This window comes from Microbulbifer epialgicus (assembly GCF_041447265.1).
GTDB classification, from domain to species: Bacteria; Pseudomonadota; Gammaproteobacteria; order Pseudomonadales; family Cellvibrionaceae; genus Microbulbifer; species Microbulbifer epialgicus.
The window spans coordinates 170,811-189,215 of record NZ_JBGMEK010000002.1; the positions used below are offsets into that span (position 1 = coordinate 170,811).

The following is an 18,405-nucleotide window of genomic DNA, read 5'->3' on the forward strand; positions in this document are numbered from 1 at the left end:
CCCCATGGCGGAACTCAGCACACTGGCCCGGCCCTACGCTAAAGCTGCATTTACCTATGCGCAACAAGCCTCCGACCTCAGTAGTTGGAGTCTTGCCCTAGTCACTGCGGCAGCGGTCAGCCAGAACGAAAAAGTGCGTGAGCTGCTGGATAATCCACAGCTCACCAGCGAAGAGCGCGCAGATAGTTTCCTGTCGATCTGCTCAGATCAACTCGGCGAACACGGAAAGAATTTCATCCGCTTGCTGGCGGAAAATCACCGCCTGCAGCTGCTGCCGGAAATTTCCGAACTGTTCGAAGAGTTGAAAGCGCATGCGGAAGCCACCCTCGAGGTGGAAGTTGTTTCCGCGCACGCCCTGAGCGATGCACAGGCGCAGGAGCTGAGCCAGAAACTCAGCAAGAAGTTTGAACGCGAAATACATCTGCACAGCTCGGTGGACGAGAGCCTGCTGGGCGGCGCGATCATCCGCGCCGGTGATACAGTCATCGACGGTACCGTACGCGGCCGTCTGGCCAAGCTCGCCGAGGCGACGAACTCCTAAATTACTCTCCCCGTCGGCATTAGCCGGTGGGGGACTTGAGGAACAGAGCATGCAGCAACTGAATCCCTCTGAGATCAGTGAAATCATCAAGAGCCGCATCGAAAATCTCGATGTGAGCACTGAAGCCCAAAATGAGGGCACCATTGTTTCCGTATCTGACGGCATCATCCGCATCCACGGCCTGGCCGATGTGATGTACGGTGAGATGATCGAGTTCGAAGGCGGTGTTTACGGTATGGCGCTGAACCTGGAGCGCGACTCCGTTGGTGCTGTAATCCTGGGTGACTACAAGGCCCTGGCTGAAGGCCAGAAGTGTCGTTGTACCGGCCGTATCCTGGAAACCCCGGTTGGTCCGGAACTGCTCGGCCGCGTTGTAGACGCGCTGGGTAACCCGATCGACGGCAAGGGCCCGCTGAACAACAAACTGACCGATGCGGTGGAAAAAGTAGCGCCTGGCGTTATCGCCCGTCAGTCCGTTGACCAGCCTGTACAAACTGGTTTGAAAGCGGTTGATACCATGATCCCGATTGGCCGTGGCCAGCGTGAGCTGATCATCGGTGACCGCCAGATCGGTAAGACTGCTGTGGCGATCGACGCCATCATCAACCAGAAAGGCACCGGCGTTAAGTGTATCTACGTTGCCGTGGGCCAGAAGCAGTCCTCTATTGCCAACGTAGTGCGCAAGCTCGAAGAGCACGGCGCTATGGATCACACCATCGTAGTCGCCGCTGGCGCCGCCGATCCGGCTGCGATGCAGTTCCTGGCTCCCTACGTCGGCTGTACCATGGGTGAGTACTTCCGCGATCGCGGTGAGGACGCCCTGATTGTATACGATGACCTGACCAAGCAGGCTTGGGCCTACCGTCAGATCTCCCTGTTGCTGAAGCGTCCACCAGGACGTGAAGCTTACCCCGGTGATGTTTTCTACTTGCACTCCCGTCTGCTGGAGCGCGCTGCGCGTGTAAACGCTGAGTACGTAGAGAAGTTCACCAACGGTGAAGTGAAAGGCAAGACCGGTTCTCTGACCGCCCTGCCGATCATTGAAACCCAGGCTGGTGACGTTTCCGCGTTCGTACCGACCAACGTGATTTCCATTACCGACGGCCAGATCTTCCTCGAGACCGATCTGTTCAACTCCGGTATCCGCCCTGCGATCAACCCGGGTATCTCCGTATCCCGTGTAGGTGGCGCAGCGCAGACCAAGGTGATCAAGAAGCTGTCCGGTGGTATCCGTACCGCTCTGGCCCAGTACCGCGAACTGGCGGCATTCTCCCAGTTTGCCTCAGACCTGGACGAAGCCACCAAGGCTCAGCTGGATCACGGTGAGCGCGTAACCGAGCTGATGAAGCAGAAGCAGTATTCTCCGCTGTCTATCGCCGAGATGGCTGTTTCCGTTTACGCCGCCGACAAGGGTTATCTGAAAGAAGTAGAAGTTGCCAAGGTTCTCGATTTCGAAGCCGCCCTGCTCGCTTACATGAACAGCGAACACGCAGAGCTGATGGAGAAAGTGAACAGCACTGGTAACTACAACGACGAAATCGATGCAGCGTTCAAAGCCGCTATCGAGAAGTTCGTTGCTACTAGCAGCTGGTAAGAACTCCCTGGAGAGCGCGAAAGAGCGGCAGTGCCGCTCTTTCGGAATCTAACTTCCAGCGAACAAGGTAAATCACTATGGCAGGCGGAAAAGAAGTACGCACAAAAATTGCCAGCATCAAGAGCACGCAGAAGATTACTGCCGCAATGGAAATGGTTGCAGCCAGTAAGATGCGCAGAGCTCAGGATCGCATGGCACTGGGGCGTCCCTACGCCCAGCGCATACGCGCAGTGATCGGCCACGTCGCCAACGCTTCGGCCGAGTACCAGCATATTTACCTGCAAGAGCGCGAGGCCAAGCGGGTCGGTTTTATCCTGGTATCCACTGACCGCGGACTCTGTGGTGGCCTGAACATCAATATGTTCAAAGCCGCTATTCGCGAGATGCAGGCGTGGTCCGAGAAAGGTGCCGACGTTGAAGTCTGCGCGGTAGGTAACAAGGCGGCCAGTTTCTTTAATGCCATCGGCAGCAAGGTTGTCGCAGCGGTACGCGACCTGGGCGATGCGCCCCAGGCCAACCAGCTGATTGGCTCAGTAAAGGTGATGCTGGACCGTTACGCAGAAGGCGATATCGATCGTCTGTTCCTGGTATCCAATGAGTTTATCAACACCATGTCGCAGAAGCCGCGGGTCGAGCAATTGCTGCCGCTGCCGAAGGACGAAGATGAAAAGCTCATGCACGAGTGGGACTACCTCTACGAGCCGGATCCGGTTGAATTGCTGGATGGATTGCTGGCTCGCTATATCGAGTCCCAGGTATACCAGGCAGTAGTTGAAAACAAAGCCTGTGAACAGGCAGCGCGTATGATCGCGATGAAGAGCGCCACCGATAACGCCGGTGAGCTGATCGATCAGTTGCAGCTTGTCTACAACAAGGCGCGCCAGGCGGCCATTACCCAGGAACTGTCCGAAATTGTCGGCGGCGCGGCGGCGGTTTAAACCGCTGCCCTCACCTGAAATGGTCAGCCTAGAAAGAATTTAAAGCTGAGGATCCGGAAATGAGTAACGGGCAAATTGTGCAAGTGATCGGAGCGGTCATCGACGTGGAATTCCCACGCGATTCTGTTCCGAATGTATACGACGCACTGGTGGTTGAGGACAAGAACCTCACCATGGAAGTGCAGCAGCAGTTGGGTGACGGCGTGGTACGCGCCATTGCCATGGGTTCATCCGAAGGTATCAGCCGCGGCCTGCCCGTGCGCAATACCGGCGCTCCGGTTTCTGTACCGGTTGGCCTGGAAACCCTTGGTCGCATCATGGACGTGCTCGGCAACCCGATTGACGAGTGTGGCCCCATCGGTGAGAAAGAGCGCTCCTCTATCCACCGCGCTGCGCCGACCTACGAAGAGCAGTCCAGCTCTACCGAGCTGCTGGAAACCGGCATTAAGGTAATCGACCTGGTTTGCCCGTTCGCCAAGGGTGGTAAGGTTGGCCTGTTCGGTGGTGCCGGTGTAGGTAAAACCGTGAACATGATGGAACTGATCAACAACATCGCTACCGAGCACTCCGGTTTGTCCGTGTTCGCAGGTGTTGGTGAGCGTACCCGTGAAGGTAACGACTTCTACTACGAGATGGCTGAATCCGGCGTTGTTGACCTGGAAAACAAAGCCAACTCCAAAGTAGCGATGGTTTACGGACAGATGAATGAGCCGCCCGGCAACCGTCTGCGTGTAGCCCTGACCGGTCTGACTATGGCGGAAAAATTCCGTGATGAAGGCAAAGACGTACTGTTGTTCGTCGACAACATCTACCGTTACACCCTGGCCGGTACCGAAGTATCCGCACTGCTGGGCCGTATGCCTTCTGCGGTAGGTTACCAGCCGACCCTGGCGGAAGAGATGGGCGTTCTGCAGGAGCGTATTACCTCCACCAAGACCGGTTCTATCACCTCTATCCAGGCGGTATACGTACCGGCGGATGACTTGACTGACCCGTCTCCAGCGACCACCTTCGCGCACTTGGACTCCACAGTAGTACTGAGCCGCGATATCGCCGCTAAAGGTATCTACCCGGCTGTTGACCCGCTGGACTCCACCTCTCGTCAGCTGGACCCGCAGGTAATCGGCCAGGAACACTACGAAGTAGCCCGTGGCGTACAGTCCGTACTGCAGCGCTACAAAGAGCTTAAGGACATTATCGCGATCCTGGGTATGGACGAGCTGTCTGAAGAGGACAAGCAGATCGTAGCCCGCGCCCGTAAGATCGAGCGTTTCCTGTCCCAGCCGTTCCACGTTGCGGAAATCTTCACCGGTGCCCCGGGTAAGTATGTTTCCCTGAAAGAAACCATTCGTGGCTTCCAGGGCATCCTGAATGGTGAATATGACCACATGCCGGAACAGGCCTTCTACATGGTGGGAACCATCGACGAAGCTGTGGAAAAAGCCAACAAAGCCAAGGGCTAATCGAGAGAGGCATATACTATGGCCATGACAGTACATTGTGACATTGTCAGCGCCGAGCAGTCTCTCTTCTCCGGACTGGTGGAGATGGTGGTCGTGAGCGGTATCGAAGGTGAGCTGGGTCTCTCCTACGGTCACGCCCAGTTGCTCACCGCCTTGAAACCTGGTCCGGTACGCATCATCAAGCCTGGTGGTGAAGAGGAAGTATTGTTCGTCAGCGGTGGCTACGCCGAGGTTCAGCCAAATATGGTGACCATCCTCGCCGATGTAGCCGAGCGTGAAATTGATGAGGAGGCTGCACAGAAGGCCCGCGAAGAAGCGGAACACGCCCTGCACAAAGCGCCTTCTGAAGTCGACTATGCACGCATCTCAGCCCAGCTGGCCGAAGCCGAAGCGCGCCTGCGCACCCTGCAGGCAATCCGCAAGGCTGCCGGCAAGTAAGCAGTTCTTACCTTTTGTAAGGCCTGTTTCCAGGCGGTAGAAAAAGCAGCTTCGGCTGCTTTTTTTATATTCATGGTTCTCACTTTACCTTCCCCCTGTTTTTGACAGTCACTCCCTACTCTATGTGCCAATAGGGGTAGACCTAAGTTGTACGAGGTATCTACATTGAAGCCCACCTTTAAAAAACTCTTCACAATATCAACATTGATATACCTACTGGCCGGATGTGGTGGCGGCTCATCCGGCGGAGGCGATGATAGTCGTGAGCAGAAAACAGATAACGAAAACCCAAGCGCCAGCATCCTGTTTCCATCTGCCGACGGATTGTGGAGTGATCGGGAAATATTGATCGTCCGCGGGAGTGCGACAGACAATGTTGGGGTGGAAAATGTGCTGGTAAACGGGATAGAAGCAGATTCTGATGATGGCTTTAAAACCTGGCAAGTAGAAATACCGTTGACTGCAGGTGAAACCACGGGCATCAATGTAGAGGTCACTGATGTTAATGGAAATAGAAACCCGGAAGCTGCCTTTTTAACTGTAAACGCCTATGACAATTTCGACAGTTATAGGTTTTGCAGCCCTTTGGCATACGATGATGATAGAAATTTAGCCTATACGTTCAACCCTGTTAGGGAAATTAGTCTGGAAAAGATGCAAGAGAGATTTATCTCCTCAAGTCTTACTGATGTCGTCGGTGCGAAATACGACGCGACTACAGGAAATTTCTTAGTTATTGAAAATGACAGGTTGTTGTTGGTTGATAGGGATTTTAATGTAGTAAATAGCATTTCAGAAACTGATGATGAATCACTATCTTTTGGCAAGCGCCCCCAGATTTCAATTGATGATAGTAGCGGAGATATTTATGTTCAAAATTATTGGCCGAGCTCCTTAATAAAAGTTGATCCTGCCACAGGTGAGAGAGAAAAAATATCAGAGTTTCAGTATGTAGATGGAAGTTCCGTAGGCTACCTAAACCAGGGACTTGAAATTAAAGGTGGCAGATTTTTTGTACTCGAAGAGAAAGCATTACTGGAATTAAATCCATTTACATGGGCGGCAAGTGAAATTTCAGGGAAAAATCTAGGTGCAGGAGAGTCCTTTTACAGTATAAAAGGTCTATCTGTCGATTTAGAGAATAACAAAGCCTACGTGGGTGACCACCATAGTAGATTGTTTGAAATTGATTTAACAACAGGTGATCGAGAGGTAATATCTTCTGAACTGGATGCCGGTGAAGAAAATCTCAGTTTCGACTCAGCTAGAAACGGCTTTTTGGATGTAGGGCCTTTTATTCTAATTAACTCCTGCCTGACTGGGCATACTTTCTCAATCAATAAGGAAAGTGGAGAGAGGAGTCGCTTATCCAGAAAAATTAGAGGGGATGGGCCCTTAATTTCCGTAAGTGACGTTCCTATATTTGACCAAGATAATAACCGTATTATCGTTCTGAATGATAGTTATGGTGACTCTGATTTATTTTCTGATTTCGATAAGATTCAGCAAGTTATTTCTGTAGATCTGCAAACTGGGCACAGATCCATTCTATCAGGACCAAACTATGGCGAAGGTATCATTAAAGGCTACTTTAATAATCTGGCTGTAGACGATAGAAATGGAAATATTTACGCAACTGAATCTGTATCCAATAGTATCGTCAAAATAGACCCTAATACCGGGAATCGAACCATAGTTTCAGGAGTGAAAATAGGAGTTGGTGAAAACCTTATGGGATCGAGAGCTCTAGCTGTAGATTCGACACAAAATCGAATATTAACTATATCTGGATCTTCATTGATTGCTGTTGATATAGAGACAGGAAATCGAAGTGTAATAACAGATTTTACGTACATGGATATGTGGCATCCACAATATATATCCTTAAACTCGAACTCTTCGCACGTCTACATTCCGGATGTTCATGGAACTATCAACAAAATTGACCTGAATAGTCAGGAAATAACCACAGTATCAAGTAAGGATATTGGCAGTGGACCAAGTATGAATGAACTTGGCTTTATGGTGTTTGATGAGTTAAATAATCAAATAATTATTGAGGATTATAACCATACTGAAGGAGATGATTATCCAATAGATATGGAGCTACTGGCGGTAGATATCGAAACTGGTGATAGAAGTTTGTTGCTGAATATCCTTCAAAAGGATAATGAAGATATGCTGCTTTCTCCTGCTGTTGATTCACAAAGTAATAGGCTTTACTTGGTTTTACCAAATAAAAGCATTGCTATATTTGATATAGCTACTAAACAGTATTTAACTATTTCTCACTGATTTTTTAACCATCTTAGTGCTAGAGTTTTTATTCTCTGGCACTCTTTTAATTTCACTGCGTAAATTGGGTGTATCTCGTTATGTTCTATTGGTGAATTTAACGATTACTTCTAATAGGTGCATTACACAGTATTTGTTCGTTTTTCGATATTTAGTGCGGTTGGCTAGTCCCAGTATAATAAAGTGGCAGGCTGTTGAGATTAGGTCGTGGCTTAACTCCATTGTGACTTGTAGCAAGTATTGGAGGGCAATATCATCGTAAAATTACTCTGAAAAATGGTTAACCTTAGTGTTTAAATAGGTTTTTATGGATAGATTACCTTTATTTTTCTAGTTGAAAAAAATATTACTGCTAAAATTTAAGGTGATCCATAAAGAGACAGTTTTCTATGTTGAAACACCCAGACCATGTCACTGTAGTGGTTACTGATCTTGAAGCTAGCCTGCAATTTTTTCAATTACTGGATTTTGAACTGAAAGTCACGGACCTGATTTCTGGTGAGAGGATGTCCAGTTACTTACGGGTCCCGGATGTGGAGGCTGACCACCTAACCATGGTTCTGAAGAACTCCAATCCACGGTTTGAGATTCAGTTACTGCACTATAGAAATCCAGTGGTGCAATCGGACCCATCCGTCTATAGTCTAGCCCGCCCAGGATACAACCATTTGTGTTTTACTGTAGACAATATAGAAGAAACACTACAGTTTTTGGAAGAGCATGGTATTCGTACACGCAGTGAAATACTCGAGTACCAAAAGCGCAAACTGGTTTATATTGAAGGCCCTGAATTTATCACGATTGAATTAGCTGAGTGGACCTAAGAAAACTAAATGGAAGTCTGACTTCGATTTCTAATTACTCTACTTCATTCTAGTTACTAAAAAGTTAGAGGGGAAGAATACAACTCATTCGGGACCTTATGAGGCATGACTGCCGATTACGAGCATACTGGAATGTGTTTACAGCGTGTCTCAAGAGAATTGTATTCTTTGCTTTTGACCCAGTAGTAAATTAATTATTTTGTCGCGAAAATCTCTCGAGAAATCCTCTCTCCCATCGATAAACTGCATTGTCTTTAATGTTCAGAGAGCAACAAATGGCTAACGAAATTACTTTTTATACCAACCCTCAGTCTCGAGGAGGCATAGTCCGGTGGATGTTGGAGGAGCTGGATATTCCCTATCAAACACAGGTGCTTGAGTATGGGGAACCGATGAAGACGCCGGAATATTTGGCAATTAACCCTATGGGCAAAGTCCCAACTCTAACCCATGGTGACCGGGTTATTACCGAGAGTGCGGCGATCTGTGTCTATTTGGCGGATGTGTTTTCCGATGCTGGACTAGGCCCGAATAATGACGATGAGCGGGCCAGGTACTACCGCTGGATGTTTTTCGCAGCGGGACCCATGGAATCGGCTGTCGTGAATAAGAAAATTTTTGGGGAGTTGGCTGGCGAGGATAAGCACCAGGGGGTACTGGGTTATGGCAATTACCAGCTGACTCTGGATGCTCTCTCAGGGGCGATTATGTCGAGTCCTTATATAGCCGGGGAGCGCTTTACTGCGGCTGATGTGTATATCGGTGCGCAATTGGGATGGGGTCTGCAGTTTGGCACCATTGAAAAGCGAGGGGAGTACCAGGAGTATTTCGGTCGCCTTTCTCAGCGGGAGGCATTCCAGCGCGCCGAGGCACTGGACGAGGCTTTGCAAAAGGAGGCTAGTGAGACCTGAGTGGGATCATTTTTAAATATCCAATAAAAAAGGCCAGGGGCTGCGCCCCTGGCCTTTTTTACCACTTACTATGTAAGGTTAGCGGGATTTTAGTGTACCCAATGGTGGCGTTCCATTTTCTCCTGTACCGCTTCTGCTGTAGGAGCTGGCATAGCGCTGATAGGCAGGCGCTCATGGAAGAACGCCAGGCGCTCGCCAGCGCCCATTTCATTCATGGTTTCCGCCTCGAACACACGGCCGTTGATTACCGTATAGGTAATATTTTCGGATAGGCGCAGGTTGTCCAGCGGATTGCCATCGATAACGATCAGATCAGCTAGTTTACCCGGCTCGATACTGCCGATATCGCCGTCCATACCCAGATAGCGCGCACCGTCGATAGTGCCGGCACGGAAGGCCTCCCAGGGGGTAAAGCCGCCCTGTTCCATCATCCACATTTCCCAATGGGCACCCAGTCCCTCCCGCTGTCCGTGGGCGCCGATATGCACAGTGACGCCCTCGTCGCGTAGCTGTTTGGCTTGGCGCGCAACGTTAAAGTGGTTGTAGTGGGTATCCGGCGCAGTGGGGCGGCGGATTGAGCGCGGATTGACGATAAAGTCTGGGGTAAAGCGGGTCAGGCGCTCGTTTTTCCACACCTCGGTGCGGTCATACCAATACTCCTCACCCCAAAGGCCGCCGTAAGCCACCACGAAGGTCGGTGTGTAACCCACCTGGGTTTGGCTCCACAGTTGCTCCACATCGGCATAGACATTGGCGATAGGCAGGGAGTGCTCGATGCCGGTGTGTCCATCCACAATCATATTCATATTGTGCTGATACTTACCGCCACCCTCAGGCACTACCATAATGCCGGCCTCTCGGGCGGCCTGTAGTACCTGTTGGCGCTGATCGCGTCGGGGTTGGTTGTAGCTCTTTACCGAGATAGCGCCCATCTCCTTGAGGCGGTTTACATGGAACTGGGCATCCTCCAGGGAGTTGATCTTGGCTTTGTAGCCCGGACCTTTGGCGCCATAAAGGATGGTGCCTGTGGAGAAGATACGCGGTCCGGTAATCAGGCCGGCTTTCTGCATTTCTGCGGCGGAGAAGATCTCGCTGCTGTCATTGGAGGGGTCGTGAATCGTTGTCACCCCAAATGCCAGGCTGGAGAACAGGTTCCAGTTTTGCTGCGGGATAATCTCTTCGCGACCCTGAGCGCCGTGGGCATGGGCATCGATCAGACCCGGCAGTACGGTTTTGCCGGTTATGTCTATGCGCTTCGCCTCAGCGGGAATTTTCACTTCCGTAGCGGAACCCACTGCCACAATGCGGTTACCACGGAGCAGAACTACGCCATTGTCGATAATTTCGCGGGTGTTCTCGGCATCGCGCATGGTAACCACCTTACCGCCGGTCAGAGCGACTAGGCCTGCGCGATTGTCGAAGGACTGCTCAAAGCTCAGGTCGATACCTTCAGAAACCGGCTCCGGCAGCTCCTCGGGGGCACCGGCGACAAAGCTGAAGGCGTCTTTAAGTTCGCGCTCAAACAATTTGGGCCCGTGGGCCCAACCCAAGGTTTCGCTATCGGTGGACCAGTGCAGGTTTTCACCAGCGCGCTTGGATACCTGGGTTACCTTAACCGCTTTGCTATCGGGGCCGATAACCTCGGACTTGCCGGTGTGCATAAAGGGCGCAACAAAAGCTTTAAAGTCTTGGGTAAAGGCGATCCATTTACCGTCCGGGGACAAGCGGAAAGAAGTGATCTCGGCACCGTGCAGGTGCTCACGCTCGTCCTTGCCCTCCAGGTTGGTGCTTTTCAGTACGCGCTTGCCACCATTGGCGCCAACATATTCAGAGAAATAAATACGGTCATCATTGGCACCGAAGTGGGGTTCATATCCAGATTTGACTACCCGGCGCTGCCAGTCACCGTCAGCGTCTGCAAGATAGATGCCCGGCTCTAAAGAGTATTCTGGGCTAAGCAGGTAGCCGCCGGTAAAACGACGGTAAGCCACGGTATCACCGCTGGGGGAGAACGTTGGCTCAACGTACAGGCCGGGTTGTTTGGTAATGTTCTTGCCGCGACCGTTGCGCGCGGTGACCACGCGTACATGGCCGAGTTTTTGGTCGTCCCAGGTGACATAGGTGATCTCGCGGCCATCGCGGGACCAGCTGGGGTAGAACTCGAAGTGGTCATTCTGGCGAGTCAGGCGGCGGCGTTCACCGCTGTCGATATCCTGGATATAAATCTTGCCCAGGGCCTGGTAAGCCACTTGTTTGCCGTTGGGGGATTTCTGTGCCCAGCGGATCATCTTCACATCGAAGGTTTCCGGGGCAACTTCCACGGGGAAGCGCACGGCATCGGCCACCTGCTTCTCAACTTTCACATGGGCCACAATCGGCGCGATACTGTCGCCATTTATAGAAATACGCAGGAACTTGCCTCCGGTCCACACGATCAGTGATTCACCGTCGGGCATCCAGTCGTACTGCACATAGTTGCCGTGGGGGCCGAAGATTTCCTGCAGGTCGCGCTCAAGGCCGGAGTAAACCGGGCTTTCCAGGCCAGTGTTCAGGTCCTTAAGGAACAGAGAGGTCTGGTTGTCCTGACGACGGATAAAGGCCAGTTTGCTGCCGTCCGGAGAGGGTACAGGTGCCACCGCACCGCCGGGACCGGAGATGAAAGTTTCCTCTTCACCGTCCTGCAAGTCGTAACGGTTGATCGCAAAAATCTCTTTGGTGGAGTTTTTGTTGTACTCCCATACGGTGCCGGGGGTGGTGTCGATGGAATAGTAGATGTAACGCCCATCCGGAGAAAAAGCCGGATCGGCAATATTTTTCTGCGCGATTTCACCACCGATGCGCTCCTTCAACTGGCGACCCTCGCCGCCGCCATAGTGGTACATCCAGATTTCACCGGCGGGAATACTGCGGCCAGACATAAAACCTTTACGCGCCACCAAGTACTGACCATCGGGGCTCCAGTTGGGCGAGTGCAGCAAGTTTTCCTTCTCTGTCGTGAGCTGGCGAAGGTTCTCGCCATTGCGGTCCATCAACCAGATGTTGTCGGCGCCATCGCGGTCGCTGATAAATACGATGGACTTGCCGTCCGGGCTGAAGCGCGGCTGCATATTCCAAGCAATCTCATTGGTTAAAGCTACAGCCTCACCGCCGGCTACCGGTACTGTGTAGATATCGCCGAGCATATCGAACAGGATAGTTTTGCCATCTGGGCTGATATCCAGGTTGCTCCAGGTAGTCTCGCGGGTATCCAATTGGATTGGCTTAAATTCGTAAGCCGGCTTATTGATATCCCAGGACTGCTCTTCTTTCTGCTCTTCTTGCGCTTCCTGGTCCGTTGCGGTTTCCGCTGTCGCCGCTATGGGCAGGGTCAGTGCCAAGGCCGCCAGAGCCAATAAATGACGCCGGGGTTTATTCTGTTTAATAGTGTTCATGGACAATTTTCCCCCACCGCTTTGCACTGCGGTGGCTCTTACTGTTCTGTTGTAATGGGCAATATATTGATTTGCCGGTGGTAAATTACCGGGATCGCTGTCCGACGGCAATCGCAATGCGCTGAGCGCCAACCTGCCGGGTTGGGTTGAGTTAGGGGGGAGGACTGGCGACAATGCCCCCAAATTACGGAACTTAATGAGATTTCAATCCAAGATGACTATCGACGTTGTGATTTTGGCTGCGGGTAAGGGTTCCCGTATGCACTCCAATTTGCCCAAAGTGCTGCATCCGATTGGCGGAATCCCCATGTTGGGGCGTGTAATAGATACGGCCAGACAGCTGGGAGAAGTGGAAATCACGGTAGTGATCGGTCACGGTGCCGAGTTAGTGCGGGAGCACTTCGCCGACAGTGGTGTTAAGTTTGTAGAGCAGGCGGAGCAACTGGGTACAGGTCATGCAGTGGCCCAGGCGATTCCAAACTTTCGTGAGGATGCCAGAATACTGGTGCTCTACGGTGATGTCCCGCTGGTAAAATTGGGCACTTTGCAGTCACTGCTATCGGCGGCGGATAAGGGGCCGGCACTTCTTTCTGTAGAGATGGCCAATCCCGCCGGCTATGGGCGCATTGTGCGTGACGAGGCGGGCCGGGTGCTCGAAATCGTAGAGGAGAAGGATGCCGATGCAGATACTCTTGCTATACGAGAGGTTAATACCGGTATTCTCGCAGCACCCGCAGAATTGTTGTCCCGCTGGCTGCCGGAGCTTTCCTGTGATAATGCCCAGGGAGAATATTACCTTACTGATGTGATCGCCCGTTCAGTGAGTGAGGAGATAGCCGTAACTGGCGTGCGCGCCAGCGATACGCTGGAGGTCTCCGGGGTGAACAGCCGCGCGCAGCAGGCTCAGATGGAACGAGCCCTACAGCACAGCCGTGCTCTGGCCCTGATGAATGCTGGCACTACCCTACTTGATCCCGCACGTATCGATATCCGTGGCAGCCTCGAGTGTGACACCGATGTTTCCATCGATATTAACTGTGTCTTTGAGGGAAGCGTCACCCTGGGTAAAGGTGTGCAAATTGGTCCCAACTGTTTATTGAAGAATTGTCGTCTGGCGGATGGTACCCGCGTAGAGGCCAATTCCATGATTGAAGGTGCCGAGGTAGGTGAAGCCTGCACCATAGGCCCCTTCGCCCGTTTGCGCCCGGGCACCGAGCTGGCAGTTGGCGCTAAGGTGGGTAACTTTGTCGAAACCAAAAAGGCGAAAGTTGGAGCAGGCAGCAAGATCAACCACCTTTCCTATGTGGGCGATGCGGTAGTGGGGGAGGCTGTGAATATCGGCGCCGGTACCATCACCTGCAACTACGACGGTGTGAACAAGTCGCTGACAGAAATAGGTGACGGCGCATTTATTGGCTCCAACACAGCGCTGGTGGCTCCGGTTATGGTAGGCAGAGGCGCGACAGTAGGGGCGGGTTCTACTATCACTCGCGAAGTGGGTAGTGAAGAGTTGGCGGTGGCGCGCGGTAAGCAGCGCAATATCGGTGGCTGGCAGCGCCCGGTCAAAAAGAGCTAGCTCCACTCTCATCCAGACGGGGATTTTCACTGGATTATTGAATTCCGGCGGGAGTTCCCTCCTAGTACACTCTGTGCTGATACCTATCCATTAAACTTGCGTTTCGGGACCACAAGGAATTGCCCGATGCACAAGCCAAGAATGCAGTTGCTCGCCAGCTTTGATATTGCCTCGTTACAGTATTTGGATGCGCGGGGCCAGGCGACCCAGGCCCTGCCAGATTTTGCCACCCCGGATACTCTGGTGGCTTTCTATCGCCAGATGACCCTTGCCCGAATGGTGGACGATCGCGCAGTAAAGATGCAGCGCACCGGTCAGCTCGGCACCTACCCATCCAGTCTCGGACAGGAAGCTATTGGCGTCGGCGTCGGTGCCGCCATGGCAAAAGAGGATGTCTACTGCCCCAATTACCGTGAAACCGGCGCCCTTCTGGAGCGCGGCGTCACTATTCAGGAAATCTACACGATCTGGGGTGGAGATGAACGTGGTCAAAATTTCCGCCATGCCCGCCATGACCTGCCCTTGAGTGTTCCAATCGCCACGCAGATGTTACATGGGGCTGGGGTCGCCTTCGCCCTCAAGTACAAACACGAACAGCTAGATGAACCAATAAGCGTTGCCGTCACTACTGGTGGAGATGGCTCTACATCGCGTGGGGATTTTTACGAGACTATAAATCTGGCGGGCGATTGGCAGCTGCCGCTGGTAGTGGTGATCAACAATAACCAGTGGGCCATCTCTCTGCCCCGCTCTAAACAGACTGCCTGTAAAACCCTTGCGCAAAAAGCAGTTGCCGCTGGCATCCCCAGCTTACAGGTGGATGGTAATGATGTGATTGCAGTACGTGAGGCGGTGGGAGATGCCATTGAACGGGCACGTAGCGGTGCAGGCCCCTCACTGATTGAGGCGGTTAGCTACCGTTTATGCGACCACACCACCGCTGATGATGCCAGCCGCTATCAGCCAAAGGAGGAACTCAATGAAGCTTGGTCGCGGGAACCACTGCGGCGTCTGCGCGCCTATATGCAAGCCCATGGATTCTGGGGTGAGTCCCAGGAAGAGGAAATGCAGAGGGAGCTGAATCAGGTGCTGGAGAACGCTGTACGGGAATACCGGGCAACGCCGAAGGATGCGGCCACCGCCATTTTTGACCACCTCTACGAAACTCTACCCGAGGCTTTTCTCGAACAGTACCAGCAACTGCGGGGAGAGCGCTAATGACCGGGATTACACTGGTTGAGGCCGTGACCCAGGCCCTCGCTTTTGAATTGCAGACGGACCAGAGGGTGGTTGTGTTCGGTGAGGATGTGGGGGTAAATGGCGGTGTATTTCGTGCTACTGACGGTTTGCAGGCCAGGTTCGGCAGCAAGCGGGTGTTGGATACGCCCCTGGCAGAAACCATGATCGCAGGGATCGCCATCGGTATGGCCGTCCGGGGGCTGCGCCCGGTGGCGGAATTCCAGTTTATGGGGTTTATCTATCCGGCCCTGGATCAAATCCTCAGCCACGCCAGTCGCTTTCGTAACCGCACCCGAGGTCGCTTATCTTGTCCCGTGGTGTATCGAGCCCCCTACGGTGGCGGCATCCATGCACCAGAGCATCACTCGGAAAGCACTGAGGCTCTTTTTGCCCATATTCCCGGGCTGCGTTTAATTGTGCCCTCTTCTCCGGCACGTGCTTATGGATTGCTATTAGCAGCTATTCGCGACCCAGACCCGGTTATATTCCTCGAACCGAAACGTATCTACCGCGCGGTACGCCAGGAAGTACCGGATAGCGGTGAGGCCCTTCCGTTGGATCGGGCATTTGTTTTGCGCGAGGGCAGCGATGTCACCTTGATCGCCTGGGGTGCTTCTCTCAAGGAGACACTACAGGCCGCTGAGCAGCTGGCCGGGGAAGGTATTGAGGCCGAGGTGATTGACCCCGCCACCCTGAAGCCACTGGATATTCACACCATAATTGACTCTCTGGAGAAAACTCACTGCTGTGTGGTGGTGCATGAAGCTGCACGGTTTTGTGGCCTGGGAGCCGAATTGGTAGCGCAGATTAACGAATATGCCTTCGATCTGTTACGTGCTCCGATACAGCGTGTCACTGGCTACGATACCGTAATGCCTTACTTCCAACTGGAAGATGAATATCTGCCGGGAACCCCGCGTATTCTTTCTGCGGTGCGGAAGGTACTCGATTATGCCAACGGAGGCGCGGCATGAAAGTTTTTACCCTGCCGGATCTCGGCGAAGGTCTGCCCGATGCGGTTGTGCGAGAGTGGCATGTCAGCGAGGGAGATACCATTGCCGCCCATGAAAGCCTGGTGACGGTAGAAACAGCCAAGGCGCTAGTGGAGGTGCCAGCCCCCTGGGGAGGCAAAATCGAGAAGCTGTTTGCGGCCGAGGATGAAACCGTCAATGTGGGAGAACCCCTGGTGGGATTTGCCGCCGAAGGTGAGACGGTCGGGGATGAGGAAGCACCGCCCATAACCCCGGAAGGTGCGCAAACTGCGATTAAAGAGCCCATTCAACCTGTCGATGAACTCAGTTCCGACCGCGACAGTGGCACGGTTGTCGGCAAGTTAGAGCAGGGACAAGATGTCCTGGGTGCCGAGCAGGGAATTTCAGAGGGCCCCAGGCGGCTGGCAACACCTTCAGTGCGTGCCCTTGCCCGCCGCTTGGGGGTGGATTTGCTAGGGCTTTCAGAAAATGGTGCACTGGTGACTGAAGCCCAGGTACGCGCAGTGGCAGGCTCCAGGCCGAGGGCCGCGATAAAACCCAGCGCCACCACTCCCTACACCAGCCCTTCTTCCCCACCCTCCTCGACTACCCCTCAAAGTACTGCGACAGAGCGTGAAGCTGAGTTGATTATGTCGCCGGCGCGGCGTGCTATGGGGCTTTCCATGAGCCGTGCGCGGGACCAGGTGATGCAGATCACCTTGTGTGACGATGCAGATATCTCCGGTTGGTGGGGCAATACGCCGGCCCTGTTGCGCCTGATACGTGCGGTACAAGCCGCCTGTATGGCTGAACCGACCCTCAATGCCCTCTACCAGGAAAATCGGTTGGCTCCCCAGAAAAGCGTGAATATCGGATTGGCGGTAGATTCGCCCAGAGGGTTATTTGTCCCGGTACTCAGGGATGTCGGGATGCGCTCGGATGAAGAACTTATGCAGCAGGTTGCAGACTACAAGCACCAGGCCAGGGAAACCGGTATTGCGCAGAGCGATCTACAGGGTGCGACGATACTGCTGTCCAATTTCGGCACTATTGCTGGTCGCTACGCTACCCCGGTCGTATTGCCTCCAACGGTAGCGATAGTCGGTGCTGGACGGGTTTGCCAGGGCGTCGTTGTCATTGATCGCTGGCCAGCTATGCGCCCCCTCCTACCTCTCTCCATTAGCGCAGATCACAGAGCTGTAACCGGTGGCGAATTGGCGCGTTTTCTTCAGGCTATGCTGCAGGCACTCTCCAGCTAGACATCGATCTCGACATTTTTTCCCAGTAACCCTCAGGCATATTTGGCCTGAGAATAAAAAATAATGTGGGAACTTATCTTTCGTTTTGCTATCTTTAAGTTTCGAAACGAAAGTTAGTCATCTATGTCCAAACGCAATACACAACAGCGTCGCCACGGCATTATGAGCCTTTTAAACGAGCAAGGAGAGGCCAGTGTTGAGCTGTTGGCACGACGATTCGAAACCTCCGAGGTTACGATCCGAAAGGATCTTACCGCTATGGAAAATCATGGGTTGCTCCTGCGTCGCCGCGGTGGCGCCATCCCGGTGCCGCGGGAACTGGTAGTAGAGGAAGGGCCCTCAGAGGTTAAGCGCGCAATCGGCCGCGCTGCGGCGGCACTTATTCCCGATCACCACCGCATCGTGATTGATTATGGCCGCACTACTGCGGCAATGATTCCCGAGCTGGAGCGCAAGCGCGGTTTGGTGGTGATGACCAACTCTCTGCATGTGGCTAATGCTTTGCGCGAGTTGGAGAACGAACCCACCCTGCTGATGACTGGAGGCACCTGGGACCCCCACTTCGAGGCGTTCCAGGGCAAAGTGGCGGAACAGGTGCTGCGGGATTACGACTTTGACCGCGCTTTTATTGGTGCCGATGGCATAGATCTGGAGCGTGGCACTTGCACATTTAATGAGCAAATTGGTCTGTCGCGTGTAATGGCAGAAGTTGCCCGCGAAGTGGTGGTATTGGCGGAATCTAGCAAAGTGGGCAGGCGCATCCCAAATCTGGAATTGCCCTGGGAGCAGGTAGATACCTTGGTTACCGATGCAAATTTGAATGACGTTGCCCAGCAACAACTTGAGGCGCTGGGGGTGCAGGTAATCTGTGCTGAAGCGAGCAGCAGAGCCTAATCAAATTTAGCAACAGAATTTAACATAAGAA

14 protein-coding genes are annotated in these 18,405 nt (G+C 53.0%); 13 read left to right on the top strand and 1 reads right to left on the bottom strand.

Annotated features, from left to right (window positions below; all coding sequences use genetic code 11):
• The first annotated feature begins 4 nt into the window (after positions 1–4).
• From ACCI49_RS02105 to ACCI49_RS02140, 8 genes are all read left to right on the top strand, one after another.
• Positions 5–541 (top strand): F0F1 ATP synthase subunit delta, encoded by a 537-nt coding sequence (locus tag ACCI49_RS02105; protein WP_371837313.1) that lies wholly within the window; start codon positions 5–7, stop codon positions 539–541.
• A gap of 49 nt (positions 542–590) precedes the next feature.
• Positions 591–2,135: a F0F1 ATP synthase subunit alpha gene (gene atpA, locus ACCI49_RS02110; RefSeq protein WP_371837314.1), complete on the top strand. Its 1,545-nt coding sequence runs from the start codon at positions 591–593 to the stop codon at positions 2,133–2,135.
• A gap of 77 nt (positions 2,136–2,212) precedes the next feature.
• A complete protein-coding gene (atpG, locus tag ACCI49_RS02115) occupies positions 2,213–3,073 on the top strand; it encodes a F0F1 ATP synthase subunit gamma (RefSeq protein ID WP_371837315.1) in 861 nt (286 codons plus the stop codon).
• A gap of 59 nt (positions 3,074–3,132) precedes the next feature.
• On the top strand, positions 3,133–4,536 hold the full coding sequence (gene atpD, locus ACCI49_RS02120) for a F0F1 ATP synthase subunit beta (protein ID WP_371837316.1): 1,404 nt from the start codon (positions 3,133–3,135) through the stop codon (positions 4,534–4,536).
• Positions 4,537–4,554: 18 nt separating this feature from the next.
• The gene (locus ACCI49_RS02125) at positions 4,555–4,974 is read left to right on the top strand and encodes a F0F1 ATP synthase subunit epsilon (protein ID WP_371837317.1); all 420 of its coding nucleotides are present in this window, start codon (positions 4,555–4,557) and stop codon (positions 4,972–4,974) included.
• Between the two features lie 165 nt (positions 4,975–5,139).
• A complete protein-coding gene (locus tag ACCI49_RS02130; protein ID WP_371837318.1) occupies positions 5,140–7,269 on the top strand; it encodes an NHL repeat-containing protein in 2,130 nt (709 codons plus the stop codon).
• 389 nt (positions 7,270–7,658) lie between these two features.
• Positions 7,659–8,093 carry a VOC family protein gene (locus tag ACCI49_RS02135; RefSeq protein ID WP_371837319.1) on the top strand — a complete coding sequence of 145 codons (435 nt, stop codon included), beginning with the start codon at positions 7,659–7,661 and terminating at the stop codon, positions 8,091–8,093.
• Positions 8,094–8,368: 275 nt separating this feature from the next.
• Positions 8,369–9,004, top strand: a complete 636-nt coding sequence (locus ACCI49_RS02140; RefSeq protein WP_371837320.1) for a glutathione S-transferase family protein — start codon at positions 8,369–8,371, stop codon at positions 9,002–9,004.
• An 89-nt stretch (positions 9,005–9,093) separates the two neighbouring features.
• On the opposite strand, the gene ACCI49_RS02145 is transcribed toward ACCI49_RS02140, so the two are convergent.
• Positions 9,094–12,435: an amidohydrolase family protein gene (locus ACCI49_RS02145; protein WP_371837321.1), complete on the bottom strand. Its 3,342-nt coding sequence runs from the start codon at positions 12,433–12,435 to the stop codon at positions 9,094–9,096.
• A gap of 196 nt (positions 12,436–12,631) precedes the next feature.
• Here ACCI49_RS02145 and glmU point away from each other — a divergent pair, with 196 nt between their 5' ends.
• From glmU to ACCI49_RS02170, 5 genes are all read left to right on the top strand, one after another.
• A complete protein-coding gene (gene glmU, locus ACCI49_RS02150) occupies positions 12,632–14,011 on the top strand; it encodes a bifunctional UDP-N-acetylglucosamine diphosphorylase/glucosamine-1-phosphate N-acetyltransferase GlmU (RefSeq protein WP_371837322.1) in 1,380 nt (459 codons plus the stop codon).
• A 126-nt stretch (positions 14,012–14,137) separates the two neighbouring features.
• Positions 14,138–15,229 (top strand): pyruvate dehydrogenase (acetyl-transferring) E1 component subunit alpha, encoded by a 1,092-nt coding sequence (pdhA, locus tag ACCI49_RS02155; RefSeq protein WP_371837323.1) that lies wholly within the window; start codon positions 14,138–14,140, stop codon positions 15,227–15,229.
• Positions 15,229–16,224 carry an alpha-ketoacid dehydrogenase subunit beta gene (locus ACCI49_RS02160; protein ID WP_371837324.1) on the top strand — a complete coding sequence of 332 codons (996 nt, stop codon included), beginning with the start codon at positions 15,229–15,231 and terminating at the stop codon, positions 16,222–16,224. Before pdhA ends, ACCI49_RS02160 begins: the two co-directional genes overlap by 1 nt.
• Complete coding sequence (locus ACCI49_RS02165) at positions 16,221–17,480, top strand: dihydrolipoamide acetyltransferase family protein (protein WP_371837325.1); 1,260 nt, start codon at positions 16,221–16,223, stop codon at positions 17,478–17,480. The genes ACCI49_RS02160 and ACCI49_RS02165 overlap by 4 nt, the downstream gene beginning before the upstream one ends.
• Before the next feature lie 123 nt (positions 17,481–17,603).
• Positions 17,604–18,374 carry a DeoR/GlpR family DNA-binding transcription regulator gene (locus ACCI49_RS02170; RefSeq protein WP_371837326.1) on the top strand — a complete coding sequence of 257 codons (771 nt, stop codon included), beginning with the start codon at positions 17,604–17,606 and terminating at the stop codon, positions 18,372–18,374.
• The last annotated feature ends 31 nt before the right edge of the window (positions 18,375–18,405 follow it).